General features: G+C 49.6%; 10 protein-coding genes. All 10 read right to left on the reverse strand.

The genetic code is table 11. The annotated features are described in order from the left end of the window. Nucleotides 1–57: 57 nt before the first annotated feature. Complete coding sequence (gene fabF, locus HMPREF9999_RS04060) at nucleotides 58–1,323, reverse strand: beta-ketoacyl-ACP synthase II (protein ID WP_009437139.1); 1,266 nt, start codon at nucleotides 1,321–1,323, stop codon at nucleotides 58–60. 189 nt (nucleotides 1,324–1,512) lie between these two features. Further along, nucleotides 1,513–1,749, reverse strand: a complete 237-nt coding sequence (locus HMPREF9999_RS04065) for an acyl carrier protein (protein WP_009437140.1) — start codon at nucleotides 1,747–1,749, stop codon at nucleotides 1,513–1,515. A gap of 233 nt (nucleotides 1,750–1,982) precedes the next feature. After that, a complete protein-coding gene (locus tag HMPREF9999_RS04070) occupies nucleotides 1,983–2,360 on the reverse strand; it encodes a RidA family protein (RefSeq protein ID WP_009437142.1) in 378 nt (125 codons plus the stop codon). Nucleotides 2,361–3,129: 769 nt separating this feature from the next. Next, nucleotides 3,130–4,362: a nucleoside recognition domain-containing protein gene (locus HMPREF9999_RS04080; RefSeq protein ID WP_009437144.1), complete on the reverse strand. Its 1,233-nt coding sequence runs from the start codon at nucleotides 4,360–4,362 to the stop codon at nucleotides 3,130–3,132. 34 nt (nucleotides 4,363–4,396) lie between these two features. Further along, on the reverse strand, nucleotides 4,397–6,448 hold the full coding sequence (locus HMPREF9999_RS04085) for an ATP-dependent DNA helicase RecQ (RefSeq protein WP_009437145.1): 2,052 nt from the start codon (nucleotides 6,446–6,448) through the stop codon (nucleotides 4,397–4,399). Between the two features lie 99 nt (nucleotides 6,449–6,547). Continuing rightward, nucleotides 6,548–8,266, reverse strand: a complete 1,719-nt coding sequence (gene recJ, locus HMPREF9999_RS04090) for a single-stranded-DNA-specific exonuclease RecJ (protein ID WP_009437146.1) — start codon at nucleotides 8,264–8,266, stop codon at nucleotides 6,548–6,550. A 361-nt stretch (nucleotides 8,267–8,627) separates the two neighbouring features. Then, nucleotides 8,628–9,074: a GatB/YqeY domain-containing protein gene (locus tag HMPREF9999_RS04095; protein ID WP_009437148.1), complete on the reverse strand. Its 447-nt coding sequence runs from the start codon at nucleotides 9,072–9,074 to the stop codon at nucleotides 8,628–8,630. A 78-nt stretch (nucleotides 9,075–9,152) separates the two neighbouring features. Then, entirely contained in the window at nucleotides 9,153–10,427 is a 1,275-nt protein-coding gene (locus tag HMPREF9999_RS04100; protein WP_009437149.1) for a cell division protein FtsZ, read from the reverse strand. Between the two features lie 157 nt (nucleotides 10,428–10,584). Beyond that, nucleotides 10,585–11,847 carry a cell division protein FtsZ gene (ftsZ, locus tag HMPREF9999_RS04105; protein ID WP_044063110.1) on the reverse strand — a complete coding sequence of 421 codons (1,263 nt, stop codon included), beginning with the start codon at nucleotides 11,845–11,847 and terminating at the stop codon, nucleotides 10,585–10,587. 424 nt (nucleotides 11,848–12,271) lie between these two features. Beyond that, on the reverse strand, nucleotides 12,272–13,624 hold the full coding sequence (gene ftsA, locus HMPREF9999_RS04110; protein WP_009437151.1) for a cell division protein FtsA: 1,353 nt from the start codon (nucleotides 13,622–13,624) through the stop codon (nucleotides 12,272–12,274). Nucleotides 13,625–13,659 lie beyond the last annotated feature (35 nt).

Consider the following 13,659-nt stretch of genomic DNA (forward strand, 5'->3'; position numbering starts at 1 on the left):
GCCAAGCGTACAAATAAACTTATAAAATGTATGTGCGATGTGTCGCCCAGACTGGGATTAGTCTTGATACTTCTTCACGATGCAGCAGGCGTTGTGGCCACCAAATCCAAAGGTGTTGGAGAGGGCAGCACGCACAGTGCGTTGTTGAGCCTTGTTGAACGTGAAGTTCATGTTGTAGTCGATGTCTTCATCGCGGTCGTCCTCATCGTGGTTGATGGTGGGAGGAATGATATCGTTTTGCACAGAGAGGCAGCAAACGATAGCTTCCACTGCACCAGCAGCACCGAGGAGGTGACCGGTCATAGACTTGGTGGAGGAGATGTTGAGCTTGTAAGCGTGTTCACCAAACACCTTGCTGATAGCCTTTACTTCTGAGGGGTCGCCCACAGGAGTAGAAGTGCCGTGCACATTGATGTAGTCGATGTCTTCGGGTTGGAGTTCAGCATCTTGGAGTGCGCGTTGCATCACGAGGCTTGCACCCAGACCTTCGGGGTGAGAAGCGGTGAGGTGGTGAGCGTCGGCACTCATGCCAGCACCTGCCAATTCGCAATAAATCTTAGCACCACGAGCCTTAGCGTGTTCGAGTTCTTCGAGGATGAGGATACCAGCACCTTCACCCATCACGAAACCATCGCGGCTGGCACTGAATGGGCGGCTAGCGCGTGTGGGATCATCATTGCGGGTAGAGAGGGCATGCATGGCATTGAAACCGCCAAGACCACCAGGGCTGATAGCTGCTTCGGCACCACCGGTTACCATCACGTTAGCTTTACCCAAACGAATGAGGTTGAAGGCATCAGCAATGGCATTGGTAGAAGAAGCACAAGCCGAGGTAGTGGTGTAGTTAGGTCCGTGGAATCCATATTGGATAGAGATGCGGCCCGAAGCTATGTCGGCAATCATCTTGGGGATGAAGAAGGGGCTGAAACGAGGTCCCTTTTCTTCGTGGGTAAGTGCGTATTCTCCGATTTGTTCTTCAAAAGTGTGAATACCACCGATGCCCACTCCGAGTACCACGCCGATGTTGTCCTTGTCGATAGTCTCGAGGTCCATACCGCTGTCCTTAACAGCTTCCATTGCTGCTACGAGTGCATATTGCTCATAGAGGTCCATTTTGCGGATCTCTTTGCGGTCAATGAAATCTGCTGCCACAAAATCTTTGATTTCGCAGGCAAAGTGCGTTTTGAACATAGAGGCGTCGAATCCTTTGATGGGGGCGGCACCGCTTACACCCTTGAGAAGGTTGTCCCAAGTAGATTGAATGTTGTTACCAACGGGGGTAATTGCACCAAGACCGGTGACTACTACTCGTTTGAGTTCCATTGTGAGTGTGAGTTGAGGTAGTGAAGAATGTGCTTCTCGGCTGTGAGAGCTTGAGAAGCCAGTCTGCGCTAGCGCAGTAAACTTAAATGTGCTAATATGTAGGCATCACAAGGAGCCTGGACACATTAGCACATTCAATCTGCAAGGAGGTCGTGCGTGGCGACCTTACCTTTTCGGCGCAGGCTAAGATTACTTGGCGTTAGCTTCGATGTATTCGATAGCCTGACCTACAGTAGCGATCTTTTCAGATACTTCTTCAGGAATAGTGATGTTGAATTCCTTTTCGAGATCCATCATGAGTTCTACTGTTTCGAGAGAGTCAGCACCGAGGTCGTTGGTGAAGCTTGCTTCGTCCTTAACGTCAGCTGCGTCAACGCTGAGCTTCTCAACGATGATAGCCTTTACTTTTTCTGCAATTTCAGACATGATTGTTGTTTTATTTTGGATGAGTAAAATTATCGATTTACGTAATTACGGCTGCAAAGGTAAGCCTTATTTTCAATACTCACAAATAATTAGCGAGGAAAATGTATGTTTTTTGCTCAAATAACCCTTATTTGTGCATTTTTTATCCCCCTTTTGAGCAATTTCTCTGGTATGAGAGTGGCTCATAAGGTGCACAAATTGGCTAAATGTGCCGTTTCGTCGGAAGTCTAGGGCTAGCGAACAGCGATGCACTCGATTTCTACACGCGCATTCTTGGGCAATGTCTTCACTGCCACCGCCGAACGTGCTGGGAAGGGAGCAGAAAAATAAGTGGCGTATACCTCGTTCATTGCTGCGAAGTCAGCAAGGTCGGCCAAGAATACGGTGGTCTTCACCACGTTTGCCATAGTGAGTCCAGCTTCTTCAAGCACATGCTTGAGATTTGTGAGAGATTGGTGGGTGAGAGCTTGAATGTCGCCTTCGGCAAATTCGCCAGTCTTGGGGTCGATGGGCAGTTGTCCGCTCACGAACACCATGCCGCCTGCCTCGATGGCTTGTGAATAAGGACCGATAGCTGCTGGAGCTTGAAGGGATTGGATAGGAGTCTTCATTGTAGTGATTTGTTGTGGAGGGCATTCCTCCGTGTGATGAATGCAAAGGTAGGAAAAAGTTATCGTAAACACCGCGACTCTACCCTAAAAACCAACATCTTCTCTTTCGACTAGTGATGGTAGTAGGTTTCACCTCCCTCATGTTAGTGCTCACTAGTGCGCTGCTCACGATGATTGGCAAGGATAGACTTTGTAATGATGGAGAAGGTCGAAGACTTGATGGAGAGTCTTGTAATAATGTCGGAGTTATAGGAAGGTATGTCCGAGTTAAACGGAAAAATATCGGAGATATTCCAAAAAACGTCGGAGATTTTCTGACAATTGTCGGAGTATCGTGCAGTATTTTAGGCACGTTGTTTGGTGGAGTGCTGCAAAGGTTGTTGAATCGTTTCCTTTCGCGCGCGTGTACTGCAATTTTGTACTTTTTGCTTTCACAACCTTCACAAATCTCTCTGTTATGATTTGTCTATCAGTGTGTTAGTAGCTTGGTTTTGGTGCAAATTTTCAAGTAATGTATTCTCTCAGCTTTTCGCAGACTATTCGTAATTGTTAATAATTGTCCGAAAGATGCTTCTTATTCGCTGTGTACGAGTGAGTTACAGCGAAATCTGTGAAGGTTGTGAAAGCAAAAAGTCGAAAATACTGTATGCACGCGCGTGTACGCGTGCGCGAGAATGCCTATTTTAAGGAATGTTTACTTTCACGTCTTCCCCTTGTGGAGCAGTAAGAATTGAGTTGAGGAAGATTTTTAAGAAATTTCCTCGAAGGGCTACCCAAAGAAGAGATAGCAAATGCCGATGGCAGAGATGATGCCTGCGAGGTCGGCGAGCAGTCCAGCCATGACAGCGTGGCGGGTGTGGCGAATGCCGACACTGCCGAAATAGACGGCAAGAATGTAGAAGGTGGTGTCGGTGCTGCCTTGGAAGATGCACGACAAACGACCTACGAAAGAGTCAGCACCGTGGGTTTGCATCGCATCGACCATCATGCCGCGCGCGCCAGAACCTGAAAGAGGTTTCATCAAGGCTGTAGGAAGAGCACCCACCCATTGGGCGTCGAGTCCGCATTGAGCTACACACCATTGCACGCCGCCGATGAGGGCATCCATGGCACCACTGGCACGAAACACGCCAATAGCAACGAGCATGGCGACCAAATAGGGGATGATGCGCACGGCTGTTTCAAAGCCCGACTTTGCACCTTCCACAAACGTTTCGTAGACGTTGATGCGGCGGCGCATTCCTGCGATGAGAAAGGCTATGATGATGGAAAACAGAATGACATTGGCAGAGGTGGTGCCTACGAGATCCATCATGGTTTCGTCGAGCGAAGCCATGCCGTAGATGATGCCAGCTACTACCACACTTGCGCCACCGAGGGTGAGGAGAAGAGTGCGGTTGAGCAGATTGATGCGCTGATAGAGAGCTGTAACGATGATGCCGGCCAGTGTGGAAAAGAAGGTGGCCAGGAGAATGGGAATAAAGACATCGGTGGGGTTGGCAGCACCTTGCTGAGCGCGATAGACCATGATGGAGATGGGGATGAGGGTGAGTCCGCTCGTGTTGAGCACCAAAAACATGATCATAGCGTTGGTGGCGCGTGTTTTTTGTGGATTGAGTGCTTGCAGTCCTTCCATAGCTTTCAGACCAAGTGGAGTAGCTGCGTTGTCTAGTCCAAGCATGTTGGCCGAAAGATTCATAAAGATGTTGCCCACCACGGGATGTCCTTCTGGGATTTCTGGGAAGAGTCGTTTGAAAAGTGGCCCAAGCCAGCGCGCAAGCACCGCCACTACGCCTCCTTGTTCGCCGATGCGCATGATGCCCATCCACAACGATAGCACTCCTGTGAGACCGAGAGAGATTTCAAAGGCCGTTTTGGCAGTGTCGAAGGTGGAGGCCATGATGGCAGGAAAGACTTCTGTGTCGCCAAAGACGAGAAGTTTCACGATGGCGATGACAAAAGCGATGAGAAAGAATGCTAACCAAATATAGTTGAGTACCACTGGAAAGAAAGATTATAAAGTCGTGAGGTAGAATTTATGTCTTGTAGAAGAGGGCACCATCAAAATGGATGGTTTCTGCATCGAGTAGTTGTGCGATGGCTTCCTGCACGCGAGGTTCGTCTATGTGAGTAAACCGAAACTCACTGGCTGAGTGCCCTTGACCATCGCCTAAAAGGTGGAGGATGTGCGCACTCACCTCTTCACTGCTAAGGCTGGAGAGAGGATGCTGTTGGCAGACATCGCAGTGACCGCAGGGAATGGTGTGGGTTTCATCAAAATAAGCAAGGAGCAGTTGGCTGCGGCAGCTGGTGGAGTCCGTGCAATAGTTGACCATGCTGTTGATGCGATGCTCATATTGTGCCAGTCGTTCCTCGTAAACCTCGGGAGTGAGTGCCAACTTCTGAGCTTCGACTCGTGGAAAGAGGTAGGTGATGGTAGCGACACTTTTGCGGGGGATATAGTGTATGATGCGTTCAGCATTGAGGGCTTTGAGCGCATGATAAACTTCGTTTTCGGTGAGGTCGCAATTTTGAGCTAGTGTAGCTTCTTCGATAAAGATGTAGTCTGAGAAGAGGCCGGTGTAGTGTCGCAACAGTGCGGTGAGGATTTTGTCACCTCCTTGCACGCGGTGATGAATGCGATAGAGTTCGTCGCGCTGCACAATCATCATGACACGCGACCTTGTGTCGTGCTTATCGCTGTAAGAGAGATAGCCTGCTCGTTCCAAAATGGTGAAAGCATTGACCACAGTGAGGGGGAAATGTTTGAACTTGATACAGAACTTTTCTAAATCAAATTCGCGAACTTTACCCTCTGCCTCTCCCTCTCCTACTTGCAGATAGTAGGCAACATCGGCATAAATCTCTCGTACCTTGTCTTTGGCGGGGAAGGTCTGCCCGATGCGTTGGGCTAAACTTCGAGTGTCGCGAGCATTGAACAAGAGTATCGCGCGAGCAGGAGCACCATCTCTTCCCGCACGTCCTGCTTCTTGAAAGTAGGCTTCAATGGAATCGGGAGGATCGAGGTGAACGACGAGTCGCACATCAGGTTTGTCGATGCCCATGCCGAAAGCGTTGGTGGCGACCATCACGCGTGCTTCATCGCGTTGCCACGATTCCTGCCGGAAAGTCTTGTCGGCAGTGGGCAGTCCTGCATGGTAGTAGAGGGCTGAGAGTCCTGCGGCTTGAAGGGCAAGGGCTGTGTCGCGAGTGCCTCCACGAGAACGGGTGTAGACGATGGCCGATCCTTCACTTTGCTCCAAAAGGTGGATGAGATCGCCCATTTTGTCGTCGCTCAACTGTACAAGGTAAGTGAGGTTGGGGCGTGCAAAGCTCATGCGGAAGACGCGTTTTTCTCGAAATCGAAGCTGCTCTTGGATGTCGTCTACGACGGTGTCAGTGGCTGTGGCCGTGAGCGCAAGGATGGGGGTGTGGGGGAGGAGTTGGCGGATTTCCTTGAGCTGAAGATAAGAAGGGCGGAAATCGTAGCCCCATTGTGAAATGCAGTGTGCCTCGTCCACAGCAATGAAGCTAATCTTCATATAATTGAGCTTGAGCTGAAAGAGGTCGGTATGCAACCGTTCGGGCGAAAGATAGAGAAACTTGTAGCGGCCAAGGATGACATTGTCAAGTTCTTGGTTGATTTCGTCGCGCGAAAGTCCAGAGTGTATGGCCGTGGCGCGGATGCCCTTCTTGCGCAGATGCTCCACTTGGTCTTTCATTAGTGCAATGAGCGGGGTGATGACCAAGCAGGTGCCTTCCATCATCATGGCGGGGACTTGGAAGGTGAGGCTCTTGCCACCTCCGGTGGGCATGAGGCCGAGGGTGTCGCGACCTTCCAATATGCTGTCGATGATGTCGCGTTGGATGCCTCGGAAGTCGGGATATCCCCACACGCGTTGGAGCATGAGGCGCGGGTCTGTGGGAAGTTTGCCCGATTCGTCTGTACCTAGAGGGGTCACAGAGGGGAGGGCCGAAGATGGGGGAACGTAGTCGGTGGGTATATCAATGGGCGCACCTAGTACCTCCTGCAGTTGTTGGTCAAGTGCAGAGAGAGAAAGATCATCGGGAGAGGAGATGTCGCTCATGAGGTGGAGAGGTGGCTTGAGAGGCGGAGAAGGTGTGGCTAAGGCTAGCGAATGGGCTGAAGGATGTGGGGACTAGTAGCCAGACTTAGGCAAAAGCGGCTATTCGCAAGGGCGAATGTCTTCAATCTGCAGCTGCACTTCACCGCGCTTGTGGCTGTTTTCTTCGATGGCGTAGCAGATGTCGAAGGCACGACGCGTTTTGATGTAGCGGGCTTGCGAACTCTGTCCGAAGGCGATGCCGTTCATGATGGTGTTGGACTTGTTGTCTACTAACTCGAGTTTGATGTGCTCTTGTCCACGACCGACAACTTTGGAAGTGCCGTAGTCGTAAACGCGGTGGGTGCAGAAGAGGGGACGCTCATTGCCTGGACCGAAGGGAGCAAACTTGCGCAGCTGTTGATAGAAATCAAAGTTTACATCTTGAAAATCTAATACCGCGGTGATGTCTAAGCTGGCTTGCGTTTGTTCGTCAAGGATGTGATGGGTCACATACTCTTCAAATCTTCGCGTGAACTCTGCCACATTTTCTGCAGGGAGTGTGAGACCTGCGGCATAGGGGTGTCCCCCGAAATTCTCTAGCAAGTCAGCACAGCTGTGAATGGCTTTGTAGACGTCGAAGCCTGTGACAGAACGTGCAGAACCTGTGGCCATGTCGCCCGTGCGTGTCAGCACCACGGCAGGGCGATAGTACTGTTCGGTGACACGAGAGGCAACAATGCCAATGATGCCTTTGTGCCATTCTTCATTGTAAACAACAATGGCGCGACGTTCGTCCAAACCTTCCATTTGGCTCACCTGGTTGGTGGCCTGCTCGGTCATTTGTCGGTCAAGGTCTTTGCGAGCTTCATTGTAGAGATTGATGTGGGAGGCTTGTTCGAGAGCTACTTGATAATCCTTTTCCACCAAAAGTTGCACGGCTTCTTTGGCATTCTGCATGCGGCCAGAAGCGTTGATGCGTGGCCCAATCTTGAAGATGATGTCATTCATCGTGAGTTCGCGATCGCGAAGCCCGCACACTTCGATGATGGCTTGAAGTCCGATGGAAGGATTGGAGTTGAGGCGGCGTAGACCATGGTGTGCCAAGATGCGATTCTCACCCATGATGGGGACGATGTCGGAAGCAATGGACACCGCACAGAGGTCGAGAAGCTCGTGGAGTCGATTGAACTCAATCCCATTGTTGGCCGCAAAGGCTTGCATGAACTTAAATCCAACGCCACAACCAGAGAGGTGGGTGTAGGGATAGCGGTTGTCGCGACGCTTGGGGTTGAGAATTGCTACCGCAGGAGGGAGGACTTCGTCCGGCACGTGGTGATCGCAGATGATAAAGTCGATGCCGAGTTCTTTGGCATAGGCTATTTCTTCGGTGGCTTTGATGCCGCAGTCGAGTACGATGATGAGGCGCACGCCCATTTCTGCCGCTAACTCTACGCCTTTGCGTGACACACCGTAGCCTTCGTCGTAGCGATCGGGGATATAGTAGTCTATTTGTGAGTAGTGGTGGCTGATGAATTTGTAGACTAGTGCGACAGAGGTGACTCCGTCTACGTCGTAATCTCCATAGACCATGATGCGCTCCTTGCGTGCAATAGCCTCATTGAGACGATCCACAGCTACCTGCATGTCGTTCATGGGGAAGGGGTCGTGGAGGTCTGTGAGTTGGGGGCGGAAGAATCGCCGTGCTTCAAAAGGAGAATAGATGCCACGATCGCGTAGCATCTGACCAAAGACGGGGTGCACGCCTACTTGTGCAGCGAGGCGGGCGGCTTCGTTGGTTTCTTCTAAGGAAGGGGTGTGGTAGTTCCACTTATATATCATGGGGCAGGAGCTTTTGTGGAGAGCAGTTCTCCCAGGGTGGAGACAATCATCAGTTGGAGCGCTTCTTCACCTTGTCATTGAAAGAGGAGCTGCGAGATGTAGATGAACGATATCTTTATCTGTTGGCGATAAATATACTCTCAAATCATGGAGGTGAGGGACATCCGAGATGAACTGTTGGACGAAATGAGCCGTATTTCGGCACGCTAAGTTAGTGATTTTTTCTGAGTTGTTGGTCGAAAGTCGGGAGGTTTTTCTTGATAAACAAGAAAACCCACCCATGTAAATCAGAATACATGGGTGGGTTGTAGGGAGGGTGAGGAGAAATCCTCGTGAGTTGCGAAAGAGTTGCTGGTCAAGGTTAGCTCAATAGTTCTTTGACCTTGGTGCTAATGGCACGACCGTCAGCGCGACCTGCTAAGCGAGCTGAGGCTACGCCCATCACCTTGCCCATCTCTTTGGGAGAAGTTGCGCCCACTTCAGCGATGATTTCGCGCAGTGCAGCAGCGAGTTCTTCCTCTGTGAGAGGTTTGGGGAGGTAAGTCTCGATGACAGCTACCTCAGCTAGTTCGCCTTCAGCCAAATCGGGGCGGTTTTGCTCTGTGTAAAGCTGAGCCGTGTCGCGACCTTGCTTTGCCAGTTTGGCGAGAATCTTCATGGCAGCTTCATCGGTGAGTTCGCCATTGCTGCCTGGCGCGGTTTTGGCTTCGATAAAATATTTCTTGATGTTGCGCAGTGCTTGGGTGCGCACCTTGTCTTTGCCCTTCATAGCGGCCATAATGTCTGTGCTGATTTGATCGAAAAGCATAGCGTAATAGGTGTTGAGGGATGATTCAAAGAAGTAAAAGATACTCTTGGAGTTAACGAAGCAGAAGTAACTTTAGCATTATTCAGTTTCGTCAGCGAGAATCTCAATAGGATTACGGCTTCCTCCAATTTCGTGGAGCTGCGCTAGGTCGCTGTCAGTGCGACGCACCGTGGGACGTGCTTCTAACTGAAGTGTCAGTTCTTCATTGTCTAGCTCGTCATCTGCGAAGATGTAGATGCGAGGACGACGACGTGTTTTCTCATTGTTCGGGTCGTAGTAGCGTCCTCGGCGTTCGTCACGTATCTTCTCTTGTTCGCGCGACTGTGGTGTTTCTTCTTCTGCTGCAGGCTTCTTGTGGAAACCCGATGCGATGATGATGACTTTGATTTCTTCTGTGAGTCGAGGATCTTCCACAAACCCATGCTTGAAGTCGGGATTTGTCTCAAAGCCTTTCATGAAGTCATCGACTTCATTCAACTCTTCTACCATGAGAGCATGACCTGTGCCTTCTGGTGGACTGAAGATGGCTAGGCGTAAGGACTGACTCTTCTGAACATCCGTGTCGTTGAGTAGAGGAGAGTTGAGTGCACTTTGGATTGCTTCGCGCAATCTGTGTTCGCCTTTTCCAACTCCAGATGACATGATGGCTGCTCCTCCTCCACGAAGACAGGTGTCAATGTCTTGGAAGTCAAGATTCATGCCGAAGAGACCTTCACGACCGCGCATCTTGATGACTTCAACAATCGAGTTAACGGCGTTGGTGAGTGTCTGATCAGCCTTGCGGAAGGCATTCAGCATCGAAAAGTCAGAGTAGATTTCAAGCAGTCGTTGATTGTTGATGACAAGTAGCGTATCTACTTCTTTGGCAATGCGAGTTACCCCATCAAGAGCTTTGTCTATCTGCTTGGGCATCTCGAACTTGAAAGGGATGGTGACGATACCCACAGTGAGGATGCCCAACTTCATCGCTTCACGAGCAATGATAGGAGCAGCTCCAGTGCCTGTGCCACCTCCCATGCCTGCAGTGATAAAGAGCATGTTGGTGTCGGTGCCAAGAGCTTTGATGATTTCGTTCACATGCTTTTCGGCAAGTTCAGCTCCCTTTTCTGGACGTCCACCTGCTCCCAAACCAGGTCCGAGTTGCACTTGGTGGGCTATGGGAGAATCTTCGAGTGCTTTGGAATCGGTGTTGCACACGATGAAGTGTACGCCTTCAATACCCTCACGATACATGTTGGCCACGGCATTACCACCACCGCCACCTACACCGATGACCTTGATATTGGCAGGTAGTGCCGGTGCTGTAGGAGGCAATTCTATTTCGAGAGAAGAGCTGCTGAAGTGTTCTGACATATAGTGAGACGGCGTTAGGATAGATGAAGCCTTAAAGGGGAGTTGTCTGAAAGGCTGTACAGAAGATGCGGAAGGCTTGTGTGAGTTGTCCAGTTAAGGCTTTGCCACAGCTAACAGAAGATTATACAATACATCAGATAGCTGTGGCAAGGGGAGATTAGTTATCTATAATCTCTATGCCTTGTGTCTTGCTGCGGATTTCGCTGAGTTGTTCCTTCGTGCGACGGCAAGTGGGGATTGCTTCTACGAGAGAAACTAGTTCTTCGTTCTCAAGATCTTCGGGTTCGAAGAGATAAATTTTGTAGAATCGGGGTTGTACGCCCTTAGGATTGTTGGTTTGATAGTAAAGACCACGACGTTCTGCGCGTTCGTTTTCCTCTTGTGCGTTGCGTTGTTCCTCTTCTGAGTTCTTGGCTGCAAGGTGTTCTTCCATGCCAGGGATAGAGTTAACATCGAAACCTGTGGCGAGGATGGTGACTTTAACCTTCTTGCCGAGTGTGCGGTCGATAGAAACACCCCATTTAGTCTCGACATCTTTGCGGAACTCTGACATGAATTTGTCCACTTCGTTGATTTCTTCCATCATCAACTCTTGGGGTTCGTTGTCTTCGTCCGTGAGATCGTTGAACGAAATAGAAAGGAGTATCTTCGTCGAACTTTTGATGTCGCGGTTGTTGAGCAGTGGAGAATTGAGTGCATCTTCAATCGCTTCTCGTACACGATTCTCCCCTTCGCCATAGCCTGTGCTCATGAGGGCGATACCTCCTTGGCGCAACACTGTGCAGACATCTTGGAAGTCAAGGTTGATGATACCATGCATCGTGATGATCTCTGCGATAGATCGTGCAGCAGTAGAGAGCGTTGTATCAGCCTTTTCAAACGCCGAACGGAAAGTGAGGTCGGGATATACTGTGCGCAACAATTCATTGTTGATTACCAGAAGCGCATCCACCTCTTTGGCAATAGCATCTACACCATCAAGTGCTTGGTCAATCTTTTTATTCCCCTCGAATTGGAAGGGAATAGTGACAATACCTACGGTGAGTATGCCGCGTTCTTTGGCTTCATGTGCAATGACAGGGGCAGCACCTGTGCCTGTGCCACCACCCATACCAGCAGTGATAAACACCATCTTGGTGTTGGCATCGAGCAAGGCACGGATTTGTTCGATGCTTTCGTTGGCTGCTTGTCGGGCGCGTTCAGGGCGGTTGCCTGCACCAAGACCATCTTTACCAAGTTGCACCTTATAGGGTACTGGCGAATCGTGTAGTGCTTTGGAGTCTGTGTTGCAAACTGCGAAGTTTACCTCCTTGATACCAGTGCGATACATGTAGTTGACAGCGTTACCACCACCACCACCCACACCAATCACTTTGATGATGCTAGGGGTTGTCGCAGGATTGCCCATGTCTACAATCATATCTTCGTTGGAAGTAGTAGATGCTGTAGTAGCAGGTTCTGCCACGACTTCGGTAGTGTCGTTGGCATTATCTGAGAAAGAGACCATAGTGTCATCATCAAAGCTCATGTCGATGATGGGATCCTCTTGAAAGTTGTCGTTGTTCTCGCTCATAGGGAAGGGGGATTAGGGAGAAGAAACTATGATGAAGGGAAGAATACGAGTTGTGGTGCAGCTCATTGTTCTATGATAATTGAGACTTTTCGCTTTTACCTAGCCTATATTAAAGTCCTCTCTGAGCGTAAGCAAATCAGAGATAATGTCATTCCCATGAAGGGGAGTTCTAGTTTCTAGGGAGAGAGACTTACTAATCAATGATGTTCGATTCTCTGTTTCTCAAAGGTCTCGTCTCTTTTTGAACAAATGCACCAATCTCAATCGCTGACTATTCGTTGTCGCTGACGAGAGAAGAGAGGTATTTTCCCACACGCTTAAAGATGTTTTCTTTTGCGGGTTTGGGAGTCTCTGGTTCTGCTGGTTCTTCGACAGCTGGAGCTACAACAGGAATCTCTGCGTTAGTTTCTGCTGCCTGCGAATGTTCTTCCGTGAATAGCGTAGGTTCTTGGGGAATAATGCGTTCACCACCATTGCAGTCGATTTCTCCAGTCTCAATAATAGCCAATCCAACATTATAGGTGCCACTTTGATTAAAGCGATGATCATCTGCAATGACACTCAAACGAGGAGGAGTATTAACGATGCGAAGATTGAGGTCTTTGAAATGTTGCTCAAAAGCTTTGCTGATGTTGCGTAGTTGTGCGGCTCCTCCTGTGACGATAACACCATTGACGAGTTTGTCGAAACTGATATTGGCACGTTTAGCTTGTTCTGCCACGTTTTGAATAATCTCTTCCACGCGGGCTTCGATGATTTCTGCTAAACTCTTTTGACTATATTTGCGACCGCCTTCGAGAACAATGTGATTTTCTTCGCTGTCATCCAAGCTTTGGAAATCAGGATAGCCGTAGGTGCGCTTCAATTCCTCGGCTCGGTTTTCGTCACAATTGAACACTTTCACAATGTCCTGCGTGATGTTGTCGCTACCCAAGGGAATAACGGCTAGATGACGCAATAGGCGGCTCTTATACACGGCGACAGTGGTGGTTTGGCTACCCATGTCCACAAATATACAACCGGAATTGCGCTCTTGCTCTGTCGGAATCACATTGCCCAAATCAGTAGTAGAAAGGGTGAGTTTTGCAATCGTGATGCCAGCACGACGGAAGCATGTTTCGATGGTCTCAATCACCGTACTGTTGCAAGATATATTGAGGAAGTCGGCACGGATGTTATCGCTCTGCATCCCCACAGGTTCGTTGGTAATCATAGTTCCCACACGATACTCCAAAGGAATAGCTTCCAAATAGAGATGATCATTGCTGCGTGTTTCTTGGTTGTGTTCAAGCACCATACGCACCACATCAGGTGTAATTGTTTCCCGTGAGCTGAAAGGGATGGTCACGCTATTGGTTACAGAACGAATACCCATGCAGTTGACCGATACATAGAATTTCCCTATGTTGCAGTTTATTTGTTCCTCCAGATGTTCTTTGATGTTTTTCAGACAATTGGTCATTTTTTCCAGGTTGTAGACGCGACCTTTGCTGATGAACTCTGAAGAAAGTGCGGAGGTGAAGGAGAGCACCTTGATGCTTCCGTCAGTGGTCTTCTGACCTACGATACCAGTGGTCTGGAATGATCCGAGGACGATGGCTGCAATGAAGCTGTCTTGTGGCATAGGAAGATAGTTTTCTTGTTATCGGTTGGGGGAAG

This window comes from Alloprevotella sp. oral taxon 473 str. F0040 (genome assembly GCF_000318095.2).
Taxonomy (GTDB): Bacteria; Bacteroidota; Bacteroidia; order Bacteroidales; family Bacteroidaceae; genus Alloprevotella.

Coding starts and splice junctions, on each gene's coding strand:
- fabF (WP_009437139.1), bottom strand. CDS start 1,323: ATGGAACTCAAACGAGTAGTAGTCACCGGTCTTGGTGCAATTACCCCC.
- HMPREF9999_RS04070 (WP_009437142.1), bottom strand. CDS start 2,360: ATGAAGACTCCTATCCAATCCCTTCAAGCTCCAGCAGCTATCGGTCCT.
- HMPREF9999_RS04095 (WP_009437148.1), bottom strand. CDS start 9,074: ATGCTTTTCGATCAAATCAGCACAGACATTATGGCCGCTATGAAGGGC.
- HMPREF9999_RS04065 (WP_009437140.1), bottom strand. CDS start 1,749: ATGTCTGAAATTGCAGAAAAAGTAAAGGCTATCATCGTTGAGAAGCTC.
- ftsA (WP_009437151.1), bottom strand. CDS start 13,624: ATGCCACAAGACAGCTTCATTGCAGCCATCGTCCTCGGATCATTCCAG.
- HMPREF9999_RS04100 (WP_009437149.1), bottom strand. CDS start 10,427: ATGTCAGAACACTTCAGCAGCTCTTCTCTCGAAATAGAATTGCCTCCT.
- HMPREF9999_RS04085 (WP_009437145.1), bottom strand. CDS start 6,448: ATGAGCGACATCTCCTCTCCCGATGATCTTTCTCTCTCTGCACTTGAC.
- recJ (WP_009437146.1), bottom strand. CDS start 8,266: ATGATATATAAGTGGAACTACCACACCCCTTCCTTAGAAGAAACCAAC.
- ftsZ (WP_044063110.1), bottom strand. CDS start 11,847: ATGATTGTAGACATGGGCAATCCTGCGACAACCCCTAGCATCATCAAA.